The organism is Spartobacteria bacterium UBA695, from assembly GCA_002298145.1.
Lineage (GTDB): Bacteria > Verrucomicrobiota > Verrucomicrobiia > Chthoniobacterales > Chthoniobacteraceae > UBA695.
In genome coordinates this window covers 102,739-124,913 of the sequence record DBMP01000006.1, presented here as the reverse complement: position 1 = coordinate 124,913, position 22,175 = coordinate 102,739, and the positions used below count along the sequence as shown (strand labels likewise).

Genomic DNA, 22,175 nt, shown 5'->3' with positions numbered 1-22,175 from the left:
AAGGAATGTATCCAGTTTAGGCTTCTCGCAAGACGCTGGTATGATGATCAACTCAATGAACTTATAATGGAACGATATTTTTGCGATACATGGGACATCTGCCAAAGCTGGGCCGCCGGGTTTGCGGAGTACCTCGTGAAGCCCTGCAACATTGCCGTCTTGCGGGCGACCATCCATCGGCTCCCTATTCCGCAGGCTCCAGGTAGAGATAGGCGAAGTTGATCATATCGCCGTCAATATTGTCCAGTGTTATCGTGTTTTCGCCGGAATTCAGGTCCAGAAGTACGGGTTTCTCGTCTTTTTTAAGCGTGGTCAGATTCCACTCGTCTGCGGTTTCTCCCTTTCCTCCCGTGGCCGCGAATGCAAAATCCCCCATGTCTTTTTCGTTCACTGTAAGGCGGCGTTTGCAATCGGCGACGGAGGCGATCTGCGCGAGAATACGGTAGGCTCCGGCTTTGGGAGCCTGAATATTCCATATGATTTTGTGACCTGCGTTATCCCATGCGATCATGCATCCATCCGGGGCCAACGGGCGCCCCATCGCCACCATTGCGTTCCCTCTTTCGCTCTTGGAAAATTTGGCGGCAGGCAGCTTGATCGCGTTTGCTTCGGGGGTCTTGAATGAGGTCGAGGTTTTGTAAACCGGCACCTGCGTGCGATAAACCACGGAAGTCTTGCTTTCTTTTAATGTACCGCGAAGCAATGCTTTCTGCGCCAAAATGCCGGAAATGCGCACGTTTTTGACGGCGATCTCGCCTGGCTTGAGGCCGACATCCCATGTTTTCTGATCAAGGGATACTCCTGCCGGTGGTTCCAAGGCGATTGTCCCCGCAATCGGCGCGTGCATGGAGGCGCTCACGGTGACCTGGCATATGGATTCCTCCTTTGAGGCGGGCGTCTTCGGCTTGAATATCAGGCTGAAATTATTCGACTCGAAGGTGGGCATGTAGGGCAGATCGGGATCGCAGTAATATCCCTTGGAATTGATCGCAACCTTCATGCGATACGGATGCTCCTGCATCAGGCATGCGCGGTGATCCATTGCGGAAATCGTCGTGGAATAGATGCGCAGTTCGCCCGGAAGGTTTGTTACGACTTCCTCCCGCCAGTCTCCGAACAGATCTGCAGCCGTCACAACCGTTCCCTTGATCTTGCTGATCGTTCCGCCTCCCGCTGGTGCTTAGCATTTCCCCGAGATTGTTGAAGCGCCAGAACTTGCCCTCCATCGCGATATGCCCATTATGGTCGATACCGAGGATTTCGGGGCCGAAAGGGTAGGATCAAAGTTGACTGCATGCCCTGTGTGAATGTGTTTGCTTGAATCCTGATTGCCCCAAAGGATTTTTCCGGTCTTCGCATCCACCACGCAGACCCCTCCATTGGGCTGCGGTGTCTCGTACATGTAGGCAATCTCTAGGTCGGGGTGTTCTAAAATAATATCGGTCAGAATCATCCAGTCGTTATGCCCCTTGCCGCTTGACCATAGCACGTCGCCTTTTCCATTAAGCCCACAAAAACGTGCGTGTTTGCGGCCAGAGGCGCCTCGCGCACGGTAAAACGCGTTCCTAAAACGCGCGCGTCTGCTTTTTTCTCTCGCCAAGAATGGCTTCATGGCAGGCTGCTAGTGCACCCACTCGCCTTCGAAAAAAATGGCTCCCGCGTACCAATAAAGCCCTTCATATTTCGAGGGATGGGTTTTGACGTCGTCCCGCTTCGACGGCATGAGGATATTTTCCTTGTCGAGAGGGTCGTCCAAAAGCTTGATCCGCACTTCGTGAACTTGGTCGCGGGCCAGGTTGGAGCCCACGTTAACGGACGAGATGCGATAATAGGTTCCGTAGGCGTCGATCCTGTTGGCTTGGCAACTTGTCCCGTCGACGGTGATCTCCAGTTTTCCACAGTCGGGGCCGATAAGATCGTAGATTGCGGCCCGGGTTCCTTTAAAGCGGAAGGCAAGCTCTGCCCCCGGTTCGCCTTTCCAGAGCGAAGCCATAAAGCGGGAAAAATGCATATCCCCCGGCACTTTGCTGTTGGGGGCGGAGCCGGGGCCGGTGAGTTGAGTCCAGGGGCCGCTCATGTTTGCCTTGTCCAGCGGGACTGTGGAGGCGGTTTCCATGTTTTCGGGATCCATGGGCTGGCGTAGGCGATGCGGCTCCAGGTTCGCGGGGATGGCCTGAATCGCCGGGATGGAGCGGGCGATGGCCTCTGTGTAGAGGCGATGGCCGGTGTCGAGGTAAGGATGAACGCCATCGCGCGAGAAGGGAATTTTGCCGTCCGCCCCCACGCGCATATTGGTGCTTGTGTCCAGGCCCTTCCCCTCTACTTCTTCAACCTTGGCCGAGGAGGCGTTGAAGAGCAGCTTGCCTTCCTTATCCAGCCGGGCGACCTCGATGCCAAGATGGATGGATGGTATTTGATAGCCATCCGCCACCTGTTCCATGGCGCTTGCCGTTTGGCTCATTTTACCGTTTTGTATCTCTTTGAGCTGCAGTCCCGTTATGGTGTAGACGAAGCAGATGTCGCAATCGGGAAGGGTCTTGTACGTTTTTCTGACGATGCCTTCCATGTTTTGGATGATCTCTGGAGGTGGCGTTCCGGAATCGTTGACGGCGAATTCTACAAAGAGCAAATCGGGCTTTTGGGCGATGACGTCGTGATCCATCCGAAAGACTCCCATGCCGGAGCCGGTGCCGCCGATGGCCGCGAAGATTTCTTCAAGTTTGGCTTGGGGATAAAGCTTTTGGAAATAGGCCAGACTCTGGACGCGCCATCCGGCCTGGGCTGTGATGCTGCCGCCAAGGTAAGCCACTTTGACGATCCCCCCGCGTTGCAGTTTGGCGAAGAAGTGGGGGAGACCGCCTCGGGGAGTGCATTCCACGGCGTCGCGCAACGGAATGGGGGCGGAAGCCTCGGCGTGCAACGTTGCCGTCGGAATGAAGGCACAAAGCAGGAACGCGATGAAGACTGCGGAACGGTTCATTGGGTTATAGATGTTGGAGGGTAAAGAAATCGGCGATTTTAGTCGTTTTGGAAAATGTGCGCGTGAACGCGGAGGTTGGCCGCATGCCGCTTCTGTCGATGAGGATGCGCCTGTTTGATCAAAGTTTTCCTCTGGCCACGATACGGAACGTATTCTGTACGAAGGCGACATCACACCATTCGTTGGCCCCAAGGGAACCGGAGCCTTCGATATTAAGAGGAGCTTTGCCTGCCGCCAGACGAGTGATCCGGAACCGGGACGATGGCATGGGCTGAATGAGTGGGCCAGGCTGGACAAACCGCACGGTCCGTTCGGCTGAAAGAGTGCCCGTGTAGACCACTTGTTCCGGGTCGATGCCGGAGCGCAATACGAGATCGGCATCCTCAACCGTGCGCACGCCCTCGCAATAACCGTCACTCGGGACCTTGGCGTGGTAAAGGCGAATTTCACCACAAACAAAGCTGTCTTTTTTTCCTTTGATAAACTGCTGGGATGGCTCGTATCCGTAGGGCCGAATAACCAAATAATAGTCTGCCCCTTCAGTGTTGCGCAGAACAAAGGGAAGGGTAATCCTTTGCCAATAGGGTTGCAGCTTTACCATTCGGGAGAATGCTTTTTGGTTCAGCAAGGTTTTGTCCCCGAGGAATGCATGAGCCTTTTCAGCAGATTGAGCAACCGCTTCTGATGGATGCGCCTTGTTAAGGAGCATGATATGTACAAAATCAAGCGAGCTTGATTCGGAAGCTTTGAGTTCGACATCAATAAAACCGACTCTTCCTTCGACGAGGGGATGCTTTTCATCGGTTTTGATTTCAATTCTACCGGCCGGATCGTCAAGATGTAGAGCGACGGCCGTTTTTTCTCCGCGCGGATCTAGCGTTGGGGTCGCCGATACATTGCCAGAACGCGGGGCATTCAGACCGGCTAGGGCAATGATCGGGGTATATGATGGATCGTGCTTCAACGGCCAGGAAGAGGGGGCTTCATTCTGTCCGGCAAAGTTTCCGTAAGGATCCATTACGATAGAATAGCCTGGAAGATTGCTCGATTCAGTGGGAAAGAGGTCGCGTTCCACCCCGTCGCGTTCCTGGGGATAGAAATAGGTGGTATTTCCAGGCGGCCGGTCTGGAAGCCGCCGGATGCCCGGATCGAATTCGATCATGTAAGGATAGGCTCCGCCTACAAGGCAGTTATGGTCGAAGGTGATGGCCGTGTGCGGAACATACGAATAAACGATGCCGTGCATCATTCCCTGCTTGCCCATGAATAAGTTGTCCCGCAGCTTGAATCCAATGACCTGCCGATCCTCGCCGCAAGGTTTCATATCCGGCTTGCGGGTAAGTCGGTCCCCTTCCTGCGTTTCATCTTCGGCGGCAACGAGAATGCGCGGGCTGGCTAAATCGAGGTTTTCGTTGCCAAACTTATTCTCGCAGATCATCGACCCTTGCCCGCTGTTGATGCCGCGGTTCCCTTCAGAGTTTGGAACAATCCAGATGTCCGCTTCCGTTTTTGTGCCGTTAAAAGACAGGAACATATTGCGAGGCCCAATTTGGAAGCTGCCGCTAAGCCGATTCCCCACCTTGATATGGTAGGCGTTTTGCTCAAAGTCACATCGGGTAATTTGTGAATCGTCCACATAACCGCCCCAGGTAATGCCAATGGCTCTGGCCCCATCGCGGCAATGGAAAATGCAATCTTCAACCACTAGATAGGGGGAGTCACATGCATTGTTCCCGATTGCGCATTCCGTGTAGTCGAAGAAATAGCAATTCCGGAAAATGTGTTTCCCACCGACCATGTTTCCTTTCCATGTGCTTTTGAAGACTCCCTTTCCACCGACGAATGAAATCCCTTCAATGAGCGTCGACTGCACCCGTTCACACGTAATAAAATAGGCGTCACTCTCAACCATGATACGCACGCTGTTCACACCGTCTCCGCGCACGTCCCAAGTCTGCGGCGCGTTCTTGGCCCCACCCGTTGTCAATCCCTTGCCCAAGTAACGGTAGACGCCCGGTGGAAAATAAAGCGCCGTGTTAACGGTGGGGAGCTTCTGCTTCCAAAAAAAAGTGGCCTTTGTAGGATTCAGCACATAGGCCCACGCTTTTTCGATGGCCTCGGTGTCGTCCGTTTTGCCATCACCTTTTGCGCCGAAGTCGCGCACATTGGCCACCCCAGCATTGGATGGGGCGGCTATTTGTTGATCTTCGGCATAGCCGGAATATCGCGGAGCTATGAAAAGAATGACAACCAGGCAAATTGAGGTAACGCTTTTCTTCATAAAATGTTGATCTTCGATATATTTGAAGCTTTGAGTGCCCGGAACAGCACAATGTGTTGCGCCGTCGGGGATGGGGTTTGCGACCGCGACAACTGGAAGGGCCGCGCCCTGTTTTTTGAGGTACTGAGGAAGCTAATAATGCGAATCCAGCGGTTCATTTCCAAAGCATACGAGGCTAGCAGGCGACCAGCCGGACCACAGCCTTTCCGTTCGGGTCGGTTTGAGAAGATTCCAGACGATGCTTGCCACAGAATTGTGGCAACAGGGCGGCGTTGGCTTCGAGCAGTTCGTCCAGCATCCGGCTTACTTCCCGGAAATCATTATTGTTCAGTAACGGGTCGGCGATCATGGCCTGGAGAATTTTATTCCGGTCGCCTTCGATGGCTCCCTGCACGCTGAGATCCTGCGTGAGGCAATGCTTGTATACCAGGGCTGAAAGAGAATCCGGCAATGAACCGGAGGCGTGGGGCGAAACTGAATTCCGCTCGAACGTGGCGAGAGTTTCCACCGACGAGCCCATGGGCAGGTTTGGAACCTGTCCTTCGTTGGGCAGAGTGGCGGGCTGGATGGTCGGCACGCCCTCCAACAGCGCGGCGAGAATCGGCACTAGGGATTCGTTGGAAGGTTGCAGCGGCACGGAATCGGGGGCGGCGGCGGTCCACTCGGCGATCCGCTTTTTAAACATCTCCATCCACGTCGTACGGCGATCGGTGATGCTAGTTAATTGCACTCCGAAGTCCGCGCCGTAGCGCGTTTTCTCCGAAAGGAAGTGTGGGAAGAATTCCACGATGTGGCGATCGCCTGGATACGGCATCGCTCCATAAGTTTGGAACAGCGCTAACTTTACGTCGTCCTCACTCAAGCTCTGGCTGAGGTTGACCAAACGCTCGTTTCCGACGGTGTTTTGCGCTTCGTTATTCTCAAAATGTTTTGCCAGTAATGCCAGGCCATCCTTCCCGTTGACGGACATCCGGGTAATCCATGCGAAATGGTTGATTCCCGCGATCGTGGCGGTGACCTCGTTTTTCCAGTTCTTTAGGCCAAGCCACTTTTCCACCTTTTCCATAAAGCCCATATATTCATGGCAAAGGCCGACGACTTTGACGCGGGATGTTTGCCGGATGGCTCGAACGATCTGCCCCATCGGGTTGCTCAAATTCAGCAACCAGGCATCGGGGCAAAGCCGCTCCATTTTTTGAGCCATCTCCACCACCACCGGCACATTGCGCAACGTGCGCGATATGCCTCCTGGGCCGGTGGAATCTCCAACGGTTTGGTAAATCCCGTACTTTTTGGGAATCTCAACATCCGGCTCCATGGCCTCCAGACCGCCTGTGGAAATACACAGCACCACGGCATCGGCGTCTTTGATGGCAACCTCGAATACGTCTTCTGTTGCGATACGCACCGTTGATTTGACTTTCGTCGCAATGGTGCGGCAAATCGCAGCCAGCTCCGCGTTTCGCGCGGTATCCAAGTCGTGTAACACAAAAGTCGAATCCTGGAGGTGAGGGTTTACAGCAAGATCCCGAAACAGGACGGGCACCCACTGGTAGCTCCCGCCTCCGATAAAGCTAATTTTTTTGGACATGGCAAAAAATTCAAAGACGTATTGGAGTTATGGGGTTTTTGTCTTTTCATGTCAAGAGAATGGATTTTAAGTGGTAGAAACCGGCTGACCTCTCCTATATTGAACAACTCGCTGTTTTGACACTCATGACTCGGCGTAAAAAAAACACCCCTTCTTCCATCGAAAATCCGCATCCGACAGTGACGTCCGTGGCAGATCTGGCGCGTTATCTTGGCCTGTCGGATTGGACTGTGTCGCGTGCCCTTAACGGTCACAGCGAGGTGAATATTAAAACCCGGGAACGGGTGGAGCAGGCGGTGGAAAAGCTCGGCTTCCGTCCGAATTTGTACGCTCGCGGGCTGCGAGGCAAAGGCTCCGGTATGGTCGGGGTTTGTATCTCCGGGCTGTATATTCCGGTCCTGAACGAAAAGATTTATCACCTCCAGGAGTCGTTACGCAAGCGGCGGCTGCGGAGCCTCCTGGAGATCACTCTGCACGATAAACGAAACGAATTCCGAACGGTCGCGGACTTTATCCGTATTCGCACCGAGGGCATCGTGTTTTTATACTCGAAGATGAGCGCCAGCGAATCGAGCCGCGTTCTGGGGGGCATGGCTGCCGTTCATATCGACCCGCAATTCACCCAGGAAACTCCGAGCGTCTCGCTCGACCGGCGGCGGGCAATGCAACTGCTGATCGACCATCTGTGGAGCCTGGGCCACCGCAAGATCGCCCTCGTCGGGGCCGATTTCCACGACCTGTGGAGATATCCGGCGCTCGCCGAGTACGTGGATAGCCGTGGGTTCGATCCCGCCGATGTCCTGCAAACGTTGCCGCTGCCTGAAGGCAAGGTTTCGTCGATCGAGACGGGGCGCTTTCTCGTCCAAAAACTGATATCGGAATCGAGGAAACTTCCCACCGCCGTGATCGCGCTGAACGACTTAGTGGCCTTTGGCGCGCTGCAAGCGCTAAAGGACGCGGGCATCGACGTGCCCGGGCGCGTCTCGGTGACGGGTTTCGACAATATCGATGTGGCGGCGCATTCCTGCCCCCGCCTTACGACCATTGACCAAAACCCGGAAGCGGTCATGGAACGCGCCGCGGCTATGCTGGCTGCGGAGATCGCGCGGCCTGCGGGAGAAAAGTCCATAACGATTCATGAACTTGTGGAGCCGTTCTTGATCGTTGGCGAATCCACGGGACCCGCGCGCTCAGACCGCCGGTAAGCCCACCAATTCCAGAAGCCCCGCGGCTGAGCGAAAACTCGTTTTTCGCAACAATTTTATTTCCCATCTGACGAAAAGGCTTGCGGTGTGATATTCCAAGACGTATGTGATTTTTCCAGCCAAAACTGCGTCCCACGAGAATTTCTTGTCAACTCTCTGGGCCTCGGTCTCTCCAATTACCTTTTCTACACACCGCCCTTTTTGGGCTCCGCAAAATATTCCATCCACCGGATGAAAACTTTATCGAACGAGGCTATCCAATACCGCGATTTCCACAAACCGGAGGCTTTGACGGTCGCAAAAGCAGCCAGGATCTGGTGCCAAAACGTGGTTGTTGCATCCCGCGCTTTATGATTCGCGACCCAGGCATGAATCCAACCACGATGCAAACCGAGTCCCTTCCTCAAAGCGAACTACATACCTACCAGATTGGCACCCTCGTTTATACCCGGCGGGGGCTTGTGGCCCTGTTGTTCTGGCTGCTTTGGGGGGATTTTGCATTCACGTTTTTTGAGTCGATTTTCAGCCGGTTTTTTCCCATCTACCTCAAGGATCTCCAGGCTTCCAATACGTTGATCGGCATGATGACCGGCAGCTTTGCCGGGCTGGTTAATGTCGTCTTTCTTCCCGGCATCAGCCGATGGAGCGATAATTTCCGAAGCCGCCTTGGTCGGCGCATCCCGTTCCTTTACGTATCGACTCCGTTGGTGGTTTGTTCCCTCATCCTTACCGGTTTCGCGCCAGAGATTGGTGGCGGGGTCTTTGATCGGTTTGCGGCTCATCTGCCCGGTTCTATTACGCGGGGAGGGCTGATTCTTGGCCTGCTGAGCGCGCTGACGGTCAGTTTCCATTTCTTCAACATGGTGCTGGTGGGCTCATATAATTGCCTGATCCGGGACGTGGTGCCGCAGAGTCTCATTTCGCGCTTTCTCGCTTGGTTCCGCATTGTGGGCACGGTCAGTTCGGTTTTCTTCCTCTGGTATGTATTTCCCCATATCCTGACTTACCGGAGGGAAATTTGCCTGGGGATTGGCCTGTTTTATCTCGCGGCATTTTTCTTGATGTGCTCCCGAGTGAAAGAGGGGGAATACCCGCCGCCCGAATCGGCTGAAAGGCATCTGGGTATTCTCAACACTTACCGTGCCTATTGCCGCGAGTGTCTCCAAATCCCCCTCTACTGCTGGTTTTTCCTGACCTACTTGCTCGTCAGCATGGCGATCAACTGCGCGAATGGATTTACGACTTTGTTCGTCAAGGATACGCTGGGCATCGAGATGACCAGCCTGGGGCAAATCTTTTCGTGGATCGCGGGCCTCTCCGCGATCATATTTTTCGCGCTAGGGTGGCTTTGCGACCGCCTTTCCCCCCTGTGGGTGACGCTTGCCTCCATCATCGGGCTGTGCCTTTGCCCGATTTTGGGATACGTGGCCGTCAACAGCGGGAGGGGTTACCTCGTTTACTGTCTGATCTTCAGCCTTCCGACGAGCGCTTGGGCGCTTGGCTCCATGGCTGCGGCAATGAAGCTTTTCCCCGGGGAGGAGTTTGGCCAGTTTTTCGCCGGCATGAACATTTTCGGGTGCGGGGGCCTGATCATCGGCAATCTTTTGATCGGGGCGTTAATGGACCTGGTTCATAACGACTACCGCATGGCCTTCCTGTGGACTACCGTGGTTTCGGGCCTGGCGATTTTTCCGATGCTGCGCGTGATCCGGGAATGGAAACGCTATGGAGGCCCCAATCGCTACGTGCCGCCGCTTCCGGTAGGGAAGGCATAAAAAGTCAACAGAATTTTCTTGCGGGAAAGCGAATCTTTTTTATATTCACAGACGTCTTAGAATTCATGACCCCCCAATGTCTTCCATATTCTCGACCGGCCGGGACTGACCTCGGTTCGCCTGCTCCGCTAGGGTTTAAACGGGAATCCGTCGTCGTTTCGGGGCTCGGGAGAATGGCTTTTGGGGTGATCCTGGGGAGTTTCGCGCTGGCCCACGGAGAGATCTCGCCTTTGTCGTTTGACGTGGCTTATCCCCAGGCCAGCACTCCGGGGGAGCGCATTTCGGTGGAAATCCTTGGGGATCGGCTGGGCCAGGCGGATGTGCTGCGTTGCGGACGGCTTGAGGTAGCGCTCGGCGGCGAAAAAGTCATGGATTTGGTGATTCCCGAAGATGCCGCGCCGGGCTCGAACCTGCCGATGAGCTTGAAAACGAAAGACGGAATCGAACACCTGCTGCCAGCTCTGGCCGTTGTTCCCGAAAGCAGCAGCTTTGGCCGCGACCGGCTCATCACGCGGCAGCCGCCTCTGGCTAACGGCAATCCGGCTCCGGCGGTTCTGCCACTGCGGGTTGGGGGGGATTTTTGCATCAACGGATTCAACGCGATCCATTCCGGCCCTTGTTTCAACGGTCCCTGGCCGTCCGAAGGGTGTTTCTTCCTGCGAACCGTTGATCACTCCGGAAGATATTCCGCCCCGTTTTGGTTCCGGCCCGTGGTCAGCCGCGATGAAACCCTCGCCGACTTTGGGTTTGGCAGCGAGGGTCCACAACTGGTCGACCGCTGGAGGAGGCATGCGCTCCTGCCGGTGGAAGGCGCGGTTAAAATCCAGGCGGGACTACCAGTGCTGGTCGGCCCGGTGCGCAAGCCCATTAACTTCACCGTAAATGACCTGCCCGCCGGACCGCTGACGCTTTCGTTTTGGCTCCGCCCCGGGCCCGCGTCAAAGCTGCAAGTCATTCGCGCATCGGGCATCCTGGCCGTGGGGATCGACGACAGTGGATGTTATTTTGCTAAGCGCAGCGACGACAGCAGGAATCCGCGCATCGCAACGAGCGCCGTCAAAGCCGCTGATCGTTGGCAACATGTCGCCGCGATTTTTAACGGTGTAGCCGTCCTGCTCTACGTAGACGGCCAGCAGGCGGCAATGGAGGCCTGTGACGGGCGAAAATCAGCGACCCGTGATCGTTGCGAAAATTTGGGATCGGAGGACGGGGGGAAGAATCCCTTCGTTGGCCAAATCGGCGCCTATGCCGTCTATAACCGGGCTCTGCCGCTCGAAACCGTTCGAGAGTTGTCCGAGGCATTCCATAACTCGGAATCCGCTTCTCTCGTAAAACTCGCCTTACCCTAAAGCTCAGCTCTCCCATGAAACGTCTTCTCATTTTCGCCGCATATCTGAGCATCGGCGCAGCAACCTTTCCCGTGGCTGCCGCTGAAACGGCGTCCGTGACACAACGCGGCATCCCCGTCATTTTCCACGCCTGCCCCAGTTGGTGCAACCCGCGTGGGTTTTCCGAACAATTCCGCTTTTGCTACGACCGCCCGTTTGCCCCCGGCGACGAGCCGGATTACGTCTGGCAGCTGCGGACCATGAAGGAAGCGGTGCCCAACAGCGCCTTGGCGATCTATTGCTTTGTCAACGAACGGCGTACCGTGGATTACTGGTGTGACATTTTCCAAAAATACCTGGATGCCGCCGCGCAAACCGGGGCCAAGGTGTTCCCGACCGTACATGCCGTCGATGGGGACCTTTCCAAGCGGCCGCAAGATCTGGAGAACCTTGCGACCGAACTCTTGAAACGCTTCGGCGACAACCCCAATTGGTATCAATGGAAGGGGCGTCCGTTCATGATGGATTACGGAAACGGCGGAATCCAGGAGCCCGAGGTGCTCAACGCCACCATTCAGAAAATCCGCGAGGCAAGCCGCCCTATCTTCTATGTTTCCGAACCGTTGAGCGATGTGGACTGGGCGGTGAAGGGAACCTTTTTGCCCACGGCAATCCAGTCGTTGTTACGGGAAGCGGACGGCGTTTATCACTTCACGCAGCCGTTGGATGGCGGTTTAGGCGGCTACAAGAATCTCAGCGAGGCCATCAGAAGAGCGGGATCCGACAAGATCTATGGCGCAGGCATCCAGGCTGGCTATTACGCTTCCCGCAAGGATGCCCGCAACTTCATTAGCAGCCGTGGCACCCTGACCTTGCGCAAAGGCTTCGCCGCGGCTCAAGCCGTCCCGATCGACCTGCTGCACCTCAAAACATGGAACGATTGGGTGGAAGCCACATCGGTCGAACCATCCTATGACCACACCCATGCCCTGCTCGACCTCATTACGGAGTTTGCGGACATCCTCAATAAGGCTCCGTTCCCTGCCGATACGCAACCCCGGGTGGTGGCCTCCTATCGCAAGAATGTCTTTCCCGGAGAAAACCTCGACGTCGAAATTCTGAACCTCCCAGTGGCGCCCGCCTTCGGTAGGTTATCCGGCAAGGTTAGTTTGAAGACCTCCAGTGGGAAGGCGCTCGGCGAAAAGAATTTTTCGAACCTCGACGGCACCGCTCTCGACGGGGTCGTGCTCTCGTTCCCCATTCTCGGCGATCTCACGCGCGACATGATCGAGGTCAGCGTGGAAGTCACCTCCGCCCGGGCCGGGAAACCTTACCATCGGTTCTATGAAGGTCTTCCTCCGGTTCCCGTGGTCGTTAACTCGGTCCAGGCGGATATGCTGGAGTTCAAGGTTCCGCTCCATCGCCTCAACCCGAACGCCAAAGTTCGCCTGCAAATCAACGGTGCGGACACAGCCCAGGCGAACTTGTCGGCTCCAAATCCCCGCCTGCTTTCGGTTGCTGTGCAAGGCGGCGAGCCGGTGCAGGGCGTGGCTTATTTGAAAGACGGCTCCGTAATCAACGATCCTGACGCCGCCTCGCGAAGCGCCGTGATCGACAACTGGATGAGCGATCCCTCGCTGGAGGGGGCGGCAAGCGGGAATGATTACTACGGGGCCTTGGTGGCCTTTCCGGATGGTACTGTTGCTTATTCCAATGGAGCCTGGGTCAATGAGCCTGCGGCGCAGGGGGGGTGGGCTTCGTATCAGTTTGAAAAGGAAAACAAATTCGCCCGCTACCCGGCTGGCGAAAACAAGCTTCGCGATCTCTCCGGCCACAAACTGCACGGGGATCTCTGCGCGCCAGCGGAGCAAAAACCGCCCCAATGGATAAACGTCGCCCCTCAGTTGGATGTTCTTAAATTTGACGGAAAGGGACAGACGGTGTTGCTGCCTCTTGACAGTGCACTGCCCGGGCCCATGTCCGTGGAGATGGCAATTTGCCCCGATGGCGTGGACCGGCAACAAGAGCTGCTAACCCAACGCGGCGCCTCCATTTCCCTACGTTTGGAGAAGGGAGGCCGCGTTTCCGCCCGCCGCCTCGATGAAAACCGTGAGTTCAAGACGGTAACCTCAACCGAAGCGCTTACGGCATCCCAATGGCATTTCATCACGGCCACGTACGACATGAAGAAGTTGAAGTTGTATGTGGATGGCAAATTTGCGGGCGAGGTGGAGGCGCGTGGACTTCGCTCCTCCGAAAAGGTTGTGCTTGGCGGTCCCCTCGGAACTTCCGATGGCGACGGTCTGGTCGATAAGACTTCCGCGGACAGCTATTTCGCGGGAGTCATGGGGCTGCTCCGCATTCTCGACGGGCCACTTGACGCCGATTCCGTGTCCACACAGGCGCGGCAGGCGCTCTTGGTTTTCTCCGGACTGTAACCCTTGCCGCACGTTATTTCCCCTATTCTCCTCATACTTCAAGAAAACAACAAATCATTAACCCCACGTAAATCATGAAAACCTCCTTACGGATTGTAACCTTATCCCTGATATTACCGGTTCTAAGCCCAGTGCCGAGCGTCTCCGGCGCTGACTTCGTTTGGTCCGGGACGGACAACAATTTCTCGAACGGTTTCAACTGGGGCGGTACCGCGCCCACCCCCTCCACGGTCAATACGTTTACATTTTCGGGCAGCCCCACGAATCTCGCGCCAGCCGTTGACACGTCCTACGCAACCTCGTCCATTACGTTTGCTTCGGGAGCGGGATCTTACACGATAGGATCTTCTTTGGGTTCAACGGCACAGAATTTCAAATTCAACGGCGGATCGGGGACCAACCTCATTACACAAAACTCATCAAACGCCCAAACCATCAATGCGACGGTCTATCTCGCCGCCAATACGTTGAATGTCGCGGGCTCCGGAACCGGCAACTTGGTGTTGAACTCGATGCTGTTCGATTCGACGGCGGCGGCGACGGGCACCATTGCCATTTCGGCCACAAACGTCACCCTAGGTTCGGCGGCCTGGACGGGCGCGACGGGAGCCACTGTCCTGTCCCTTAGCGCCACCAACGGCAGCCTGACCTTCTCGGGCGCAACGTATGCGGGACTGAGTCTTTTGAGTGTTAATCAGTCAAACAATAATTTCACCATTTCTGCCACCAATCCGAGCGGGTTCAGTTCCGCCACGAATTTCTGGTATTATGGCACCACAGTGTTCAGTGGAACCGCCGCCATTGCCTTGACTGGGAACATCCAGATGGCGGCGGCCAGCCAACGTGGGCTCACCTTTTCTAACACGGCCGGCGTGACCTTGGGCTCGGCGGGGTCAACGTTTGGAATCGGGTCCTTCTCCAATAAAACCCTCATGTCAGGTAGTGGCGTGCAGTTATCCGTGGCAAGCGGCTGCATCGCGACCATCGCCGCCAACGTCACAAAGCAGAATTCAACTGGAGTTAATTCCACGGGAACGACGGGGTTATTTTTGGTTAACAGCACAGGTGGAACGTTAATTTTTACGGGCAGCAACTCCTGGGATGGAGGGATAACGTACGCCGGCGCAGGGGGGACCATTCAGGTCGGCAATGGAGGAACGACCGGCTGCCTGGGTACGGGCGGCGTGAGCTTCAATCCTGCCGCCAGCGGTGCTTCATCTTTGGTTTATGACCGCAGCGATACGCTTGCCGATAGCAATAACATTTCCGGCAGGGGCACTGTTAAGCAGATTGGCACCGGCGCCACGATTCTCTCCGGTTCGAACTCGTACACTCAAGCTACCACCGTAAGCAATGGTACACTGCAGTTCGCCAACCGGCTTGCTCTTTACAGCGGTTCAACTGCGGGTTGGACGACATCGCAAATTGTTGTCAACTCGGGGGCGACCCTCGCGCTCAATGTGGGAGGGAGCGGCGAATTCACGCAGGCCGATCTTGATATTCTTAAAGGGCTCGGCACCTCCTCCGGCGGTCTCAAGAACGGTTCATACCTCGGAATTGATACCACCAACGCGAGCACCCCTTTCATTTATAGCTCGAACATCGCCAACACCAATAGCAAGGCCAACGCGATTGGCTTGGTCAAACTCGGTGCCAACAATCTCACGCTTTCCGGTAGCAATAGCTACACCGGCATGACGAAAGTCAACGGGGGCACGCTGCAGTTTGCCAAACAGGTCGCTCTTTACAGCGGTTCAGCAGCGAACTGGACGGCAGCGAAAATGGTTGTTAACTCAGGCGCGACCCTCGCGCTCAATGTGGGAGGGACCGGCGAATTTACGCAGGCCGACCTCGATGTCATCAAGGGGCTTGGCAGCTCCACCGGCGGTCTCATGAACGGTTCTTTCCTTGGGATTGATACCACCAACGCGACTGTTCCCTTTGTCTATGGGTCGGACATCGCCAACACCAATAGCAATGCCAACGCGATTGGCTTGGTCAAACTCGGCGCAAACACCCTCACGCTCTCCGGTAACAACACCTATAGCGGGGCGACCATCGTCTCCGCGGGCGAACTCGACATCACCGGTACATCCTCCAACAGCACGGTGAATGTGAATGGATCGATTCTGGGCGGCAACGGCACGGTGAATGGCCCCACGGTGTTCAACGGGGGCACACTTAACGGTAATGGACTTACACTGGGCGGCTTGGCGACCTTCAATGGAGCCGGCAATAGCCTGACCGGCATCGTAAATGCCAATGGCCACATTGCGATTTCCGCCTCGGGCGAACTGAACGTCAGCGGCACGGCCAACGGCAACATGACGGTCGGCAGCGGGGCGACCCTTACCGGTAGCGGTCAAGTGATCGGCACGGTTTCCGGTAGCAGCGCCACCATCAACGGCAGCGGCCTGAGCATTGGAGCCACCACTCTGAACGGTTCGAGCACGCTGAGCGGTTATAACATCGCCAGCAGCGTAACGGTGGCTGGCGGTACGACTTCTCTGACGGGCACCACCCAGTCCACCAGTACGCTTTCAGTCTCTACGGGCGCCACGTTGAACGCCAACGGCACTATTGCCGGAAGCGCCAATGTCAGCGGCTTGCTCAAAGGCAACAGCACGGTGACGAGCAACCTCACGCTAACCAGTGGCACTCTCTCCCCCGGCAACAGCCCCGGGATCACCACCGTCGAGGGCAACTTCTCCATGGACAAAAACTCCACTTTGGTGGTGCAAGTGAGCGGAACGGTGGCGGGAATTTCCTATGATCAGGTGAAGGTCAGCAGAAATGTGAGCCTTAACGGCACGCTGGATCTGAAAGAACTGAGCGGCCTGACGCTGGGCAACACCATCACGCTCATCGACAACACCGGCAGTGGCACGACGACGGGTTACTTCTCGGAGATTATCACGAGCGGCTCCACCTACACGGTCACCACCTCCGGCAGCACGTTTACGTTCTCGGTTGGTGGCACGGAATACCTCATAAATTACAAGGCCAAATCGGAGAACGACGGCCTGTATAACGACGTATCCCTGACGGTAGTTCCGGAGCCGAGCACGTGGGCAATGATCATTGGCGGCATCTGCATGCTGGGAATAACCCGGCGGTTGCGCAACTGATACGAATAATGCTAATCACGTTAATGTCCGCGAATGCGGGCACCAACGAAGGCCACCACCGTTTCAACAAAGACTATGAATCGGACCCATACTCAGCCTGAAAGTTCCGGTGCCGGATTTCGGTCCCGGCATAGGAATACCGCCGGTTTTTCGCTGATCGAAATATTGGTGGTAACCACCTTGATCTCGTTGATATCCACTCTGACCATTTCCACGTTCGTGGGTGGCGCCGATGTCAACAAAGACGCCTGGGAGATGAGTGGCCTGATCGAACGGGCCCGCGCCTACGCCATGGCCCAAAACACCTATGTATGGGTAGGCTTCAATATGACGGATGTCTCCACGGTTAACCAGTTGAACACGGCTGTTTTCGTCGTCGCGTCCCGCGATGGCTCCAGCAATTCGGCAACGGATAACCTGATTCAGATCAATAAGCCGGAAATATTGAAAAACGTCACGTTGAGCGACTCCCTTCCTGGCTATGGAAGCCGCCCAACCGTCAAGGTTGCTCAGCTTACCACTCAGACGCCGCCTTCTCCTGCCATCTCGCTACCGGGTGGGTTTGCGCAACGTTTTCAGTCGGATAACAACCGGGTCATCGAAATCCATCCCGATGGTTCCATTTCGTTGCCGGTGGACAATCCGCCGCCTGGTCTTCAATGGGTCGAGATTGGGTTGCAACCTACGCAAGGAGTCGCGAAGACGAGCAAAAATACCGCCGCGCTTCAAGTTGGATGTCTAACCGGTCAGGTGCGAGTCTTCCGGCCATGAAGATCCAGCGGACCAACGGCTTTTCTTTGGTAGAGGTGGCTATGGCGCTCGGCATTGCGAGTTTTTGCGTGATTGCGCTCCTGGGGCTTTTTCCCATCGGCTTGAATTCCACCCGCAATGCTTCCGAAAAGGCTTCGGCGATGAATCTCGCCATGGCGGTCGCCGCCGATCTTAAATCGACGCCCCTTCCGCTGACCACCGGAACCACGCCGATCTCATTCCGCTACCAACTGCCATTACCACTTTCCACTAAGGGCACCGTAAACCTCAGTGCCCCAACCTTTTTCGCCGACGAAGCCGGGCAAATGACAACCTTGGCCAAGGGAAATGCCCGTTACCTTGTGACCATTACCATGAGGACGCCCGCAAATCCGCTCGCGGATTCCATCGCGAGTCAAATCGCGCCGACGAACGCTGATATTCGGGTAAGCTGGCCGGCGGCGGCGAGCCTCGACTGCGCCTCCGGTTCCGTCGAAATCTTTACCACTTTGGATCGATGGTAAACGGCATGGATCCATTACAAAACGCGCCCCGAAATGGAAGATGCGCCTTCACGTTGATGGAGATTATCGTCTCCATGGCCGTGATGGCCGTTCTGGTCTGTCTGATTCTGCAAATCACCCACTCGGTCAGCACGGCCATCAATAACACCCACAAACACATGGATGCCGACGAACAGGCGCGCTTTGTCCTGGATCGCATGGCGTTCGACATTGTCCGGATGCTGAGGCGGACCGATATCGATTACACGTTTCAGAACACAGCGGCTTCCTCGGTCAATTCCGCAAACCCCGCCTTTCTCTCCTTCTATTCCACAGCGTTGGGCGATTCGAGCGCGTCGAGGCCCCTTTCGGTCATCGGGTATCGCGTCAATTCCGCCTATCAATTGGAACGGGGCGCGCTGCCCGTCAACTGGGTGCCCAGGGAAACCAGCCCGGCGGGAACCTTGACGGCCTTTTCCGCATGTGCCGTTGACCCGCAAACCCAAGAACTCCGCCCCACCCAAAAGCTGATGCAACCGAATACGCTGCCGAACATTTCGGATAGCGACTACCAAGTTGTGGGGGACCAGGTTTTCCGCTTCGAATTCTGCTACCTCGTTAACGGGGGAACGGGGGCGAAGCCATTCTTGAGCGCGACCCCGCCGACAAGCCTCGATGACGTACTGGCTATTGTTGTCGCCATCGCCGTTCTCGATTTGAAAAGCCGCAGCCTCCTTTCGGCCACCCAGCTGGACGCATTGGCTGGCGCGCTGCCCCCGGCAGCACAGATCGTGCAGAATGACCAGGACATCGCCACGGGCTGGAACAAAAAAGTGACGGACGGAGCCCTTTCCCGGAATAACGTAGCCGCCCCCCTTGCCGCCACGTCGGCCGTCCGGCTTTACCAGCGTTATTACTACCTCCCATGACTTTCCCTTCCCATCGTCAAGCTGGCAGCGCGCTCGTCATCGTTCTTTCCCTGGTTTTTCTTTTGACCGGGGTTCTCGTCGCTTTTCTCAGCCGGTCGATCCTGGACCAACAGATCGCGAGCTGCAGCGCCAGCCAAGCCCAAACCGACATTCTGGCCAAGGGCGCTTTGGAGATCGTCATTGGAGATATTCGCCAAGAAATCGCGGCGGGCTCAAAACCAGACACGGCGGGTGTGTATACGGCTGGAGGCGTGCGAATTTTTGTTCCTTCCAGTAACCAGACGGCAGTTCCTTTTGCGACCGGCGGCGTGGACCGCACGGCGTTTCCAAATGTGCTTAAGGAGAGCTTTGCCGGCCAGTCCTTTTTCTCCGGCACCGGCTACCTCACAGATACCTTTCCCTCCAGCAATCGTGCATCGGCCAGTGTGACGACGGCAGCGTCCCTCAATCATCGTGTGATCAGCGTCGCGCAGTGGAACGCGCCGTTGTTGATGGTCCCGACCAGCTCAACCGATGCCTCGCCGAAGCAGACTTTTACGCCCCCGAATTGGATCATTGTAACAAGGAGCGACGCGGGCGTGAATCAATCGGGCAATACGATCAGTTCCACGGATCTGCCTCATCTTAAAGACAAAGCGAACGCGGATTTCGCGATCGGGCGGTTTGCTTACGTCATCTATGACGAAGGGGGGGGGCTCGATATCAATGTCGCAGGGAACGGCCTTACACCCGCCCAGAACGCCCAGCGGGGATGGCTCCATCAGGTGGACCTGACGCAAATTCCCGGAATCGTACCCGCGGGCATTCCCGCATTGATCTCATGGCGCTTGGCATTGACCGGTAACAACGCGGATACGACGGCGGGCTCGGGCGGTATGTTTGATCCCACACGCTCCTTTTCGAGCATCATTAGCAATGGTGGCAGCGGGGATCAGTGTTTCCTTAGCCGCCAGGATTTGATCGCCTATGCCCGCAATCATTCCGATCAATTCAGTGCCGATTTATCGGCCCTTCAATACCTCTCGACCTTCTCCCGCGAAGCCAACGCGCCCAGTTGGACTCCAGAGGAGGACGCGGGGAACTCCTATAGTTATGCAACAAACGCGGAGGCCAGCAGCAGCGCCAACCGGGATCTTGCCAATGTCCGCGTGACCAACACCGATGGTTTCACGCGCAATGACAATACCGTGGCCAAGGTGGGAGACCCTCTCTTGAAAGCCCGCTTCCCGTTGAGCCGTATCGCATTGCTCAATGGAGCGACGACTCCATCGGCGGATACGTTGACCAAAATCAAAAATTACTTCGGCTTAAGCATCAAAAGCGGCGGAGGGTATCAGACCGTATGGATCTATAATCACGGCAGCGCGTCGAGCATCTATACGCTCGACCAGGTTGCGGGCGCCAAACGCGAACCCGACTTCTTTGAATTGTTGAAGGCGGCGATTCTCGCCGGTTCGTTGGCGCGTGATCCGGGCCCGCTATCCGACCAATCAGGCCCTTGTTTTGGCCCGGCTTCCGATGTCCAGGCCCTAAGTTCTTTGCCCGATGCCCAGATCATTCAAATCGGCGCGAACATCATCGACCAGTACGACTCCGACAGCTACCCCACCACAATCTATTTCCAAGCGATTTCAAACACCGGCTACGAGCCCCGGAATTATTTCTATGGGATTGAAAATCTTCCTTATCTTTCCCGCCTCTTCGCGATTAATCCCTACAATCCCGCCTCCCGGACATTTACGGGATACATTCAACCCGAAGTCTGGAATCCTCATCAGGCAACCAATGTGGATACCAATACCAGCCCCAGTAACTTCAAGGTCGTCGCCCTTGGGAGTGTTCAGACTGGAATCAAATATTATACGCCATCAGGAAGTTACAGCGGCGCGAATGGAAGCACCGTCATCTTCAGCAACTCGCTCGACCCCTCCACCGCAGTCAGTTCGGCGCAAATCACCTTTCCGAAGTCGGCGGCTTTATATAATCCCACGGTGCTTTCGTCCACTATCGGCGCCTCCTCTGATTCGCAAAATATGCCGACTCATTTGGCCGGAGTGCCGAACCCCGTGTTGTTTCGGTCGGGAACGAGCCCTGCCATGCCTACCACCGGAACCTTATCAACCGGAGCCATTCGTCCGTCACCGTCGATGAGTTTCATGATGGAATACCAAGCAGCGGATGGCAACTGGTATCCTTATTCAACGACTTATAACATCAAAATGCCGTCTCTAACCGGCACTGACAGCGGATACAGGTACGCTTACCTTAAAGCGGATCCCCGGACGGACCGGTTCGGCCTTTCCCAACACTGGCACACCACCCCCGGAAGCAGTCTCCGACCGGATGCCGGGGCCGGGCAGGAGATTATCTATTTTAGTCCCACGAACGGCTTTACATGGAATCCAAATCAGAACAGCGCTCATACCTCGGGATTCTATTTGGGACTGCTTAGCAGCAATACCAAAGCTGCGGTTGGCGGGAATATTGGATATTACGAGGATCGGGATGCCACTGTGCGTCCCGGTGACGCGATCTACGGTGTTTCAAACGCCGCCGGAGATGGTTGCCCGCTCGCTTTGACCACAAATGCGATGGAAAGCCGCCGCCCCGTCATTCTCAATCGTCCCTTCCGCTCGGTGGGGGAATTGGGCTACGCTTTCCGTGACCTGCCATGGAAGAGCCTTGATCTCTTTACGACCTCAAGCGCGGACGCGGCCCTGCTGGACGTTTTCTCCGTAAACGATGCGCCGGTAATGGCCGGGCGCGTCAATCTCAACACCCGTAACCGGGCTGTTCTTGAAGCGGCGCTCTCGGGCGGGCTGAAACTTGAAGCGCAGGCAGCCTCGGTCAGTTCGGTATCAGCCCCCGCTAGCGCCGTTCTTTCCACGGATGTCTCGGATATCGCAAACGCCATTGTCAACTGGACCAGTAGCGCAGCGGCTAGTCAGGGACCGCTCTTGAACCGGGCCGATCTGGTAACCAGGCTCGCGACGGTGATCGGGAGCGCGCTCTCGACGACTCCAGACCAAGCCAACAAGACGCAACGGGAAGCCGCCGTGCGTGCCCTGGCGGATGTTTCCAACACCCGCACATGGAATTTGATGGTCGATCTTGTCGCCCAGACCGGGCGTTATCCAACGACCGCTACCAATCTTGATCAATTCCTTGTGGAAGGCCAACGCCGCTACTGGCTTCACTTGGCGATTGACCGTTATACCGGGAACATTGTCGCCGAGCAGCTGGAGCCCGTAAACCAATAATCCTTTG

General features: G+C 56.0%; 14 protein-coding genes. 9 read left to right on the top strand and 5 right to left on the bottom strand.

The window, feature by feature from the left end:
- Positions 1–184: 184 nt before the first annotated feature.
- The 5 genes from B2828_RS02440 to B2828_RS02420 form a co-directional block, all read right to left on the bottom strand.
- On the bottom strand, positions 185–1,150 hold the full coding sequence (locus tag B2828_RS02440; RefSeq protein WP_479632286.1) for a rhamnogalacturonan lyase family protein: 966 nt from the start codon (positions 1,148–1,150) through the stop codon (positions 185–187).
- Between the two features lie 30 nt (positions 1,151–1,180).
- A complete protein-coding gene (locus B2828_RS02435) occupies positions 1,181–1,612 on the bottom strand; it encodes a rhamnogalacturonan lyase family protein (protein WP_479632093.1) in 432 nt (143 codons plus the stop codon).
- 9 nt (positions 1,613–1,621) lie between these two features.
- On the bottom strand, positions 1,622–2,980 hold the full coding sequence (locus tag B2828_RS02430) for an SGNH/GDSL hydrolase family protein (RefSeq protein WP_479632092.1): 1,359 nt from the start codon (positions 2,978–2,980) through the stop codon (positions 1,622–1,624).
- 118 nt (positions 2,981–3,098) lie between these two features.
- Complete coding sequence (locus B2828_RS02425) at positions 3,099–5,261, bottom strand: glycosyl hydrolase family 28-related protein (RefSeq protein ID WP_479632091.1); 2,163 nt, start codon at positions 5,259–5,261, stop codon at positions 3,099–3,101.
- 175 nt (positions 5,262–5,436) lie between these two features.
- Entirely contained in the window at positions 5,437–6,852 is a 1,416-nt protein-coding gene (locus B2828_RS02420) for a family 4 glycosyl hydrolase (protein WP_479632090.1), read from the bottom strand.
- A 125-nt stretch (positions 6,853–6,977) separates the two neighbouring features.
- Here B2828_RS02420 and B2828_RS02415 point away from each other — a divergent pair, with 125 nt between their 5' ends.
- From B2828_RS02415 to B2828_RS02375, 9 genes are all read left to right on the top strand, one after another.
- Positions 6,978–8,057 carry a LacI family DNA-binding transcriptional regulator gene (locus B2828_RS02415; protein ID WP_479632089.1) on the top strand — a complete coding sequence of 360 codons (1,080 nt, stop codon included), beginning with the start codon at positions 6,978–6,980 and terminating at the stop codon, positions 8,055–8,057.
- A gap of 350 nt (positions 8,058–8,407) precedes the next feature.
- Positions 8,408–9,832, top strand: a complete 1,425-nt coding sequence (locus B2828_RS02410; RefSeq protein ID WP_479632088.1) for an MFS transporter — start codon at positions 8,408–8,410, stop codon at positions 9,830–9,832.
- Between the two features lie 185 nt (positions 9,833–10,017).
- Positions 10,018–11,181: a LamG domain-containing protein gene (locus tag B2828_RS02405; RefSeq protein ID WP_479632087.1), complete on the top strand. Its 1,164-nt coding sequence runs from the start codon at positions 10,018–10,020 to the stop codon at positions 11,179–11,181.
- Between the two features lie 14 nt (positions 11,182–11,195).
- Entirely contained in the window at positions 11,196–13,598 is a 2,403-nt protein-coding gene (locus tag B2828_RS02400; RefSeq protein ID WP_479632086.1) for a LamG-like jellyroll fold domain-containing protein, read from the top strand.
- Between the two features lie 74 nt (positions 13,599–13,672).
- Positions 13,673–16,726 (top strand): beta strand repeat-containing protein, encoded by a 3,054-nt coding sequence (locus tag B2828_RS02395; RefSeq protein WP_479632085.1) that lies wholly within the window; start codon positions 13,673–13,675, stop codon positions 16,724–16,726.
- Between the two features lie 75 nt (positions 16,727–16,801).
- The gene (locus B2828_RS02390) at positions 16,802–17,497 is read left to right on the top strand and encodes a pilus assembly FimT family protein (RefSeq protein WP_479632084.1); all 696 of its coding nucleotides are present in this window, start codon (positions 16,802–16,804) and stop codon (positions 17,495–17,497) included.
- Complete coding sequence (locus B2828_RS02385) at positions 17,494–18,000, top strand: hypothetical protein (protein ID WP_479632083.1); 507 nt, start codon at positions 17,494–17,496, stop codon at positions 17,998–18,000. The genes B2828_RS02390 and B2828_RS02385 overlap by 4 nt, the downstream gene beginning before the upstream one ends.
- 5 nt (positions 18,001–18,005) lie before the next feature.
- A complete protein-coding gene (locus B2828_RS02380; RefSeq protein WP_479632081.1) occupies positions 18,006–18,908 on the top strand; it encodes a PulJ/GspJ family protein in 903 nt (300 codons plus the stop codon).
- Positions 18,905–22,168 (top strand): hypothetical protein, encoded by a 3,264-nt coding sequence (locus B2828_RS02375; RefSeq protein WP_479632080.1) that lies wholly within the window; start codon positions 18,905–18,907, stop codon positions 22,166–22,168. The genes B2828_RS02380 and B2828_RS02375 overlap by 4 nt, the downstream gene beginning before the upstream one ends.
- Positions 22,169–22,175: the final 7 nt, after the last annotated feature.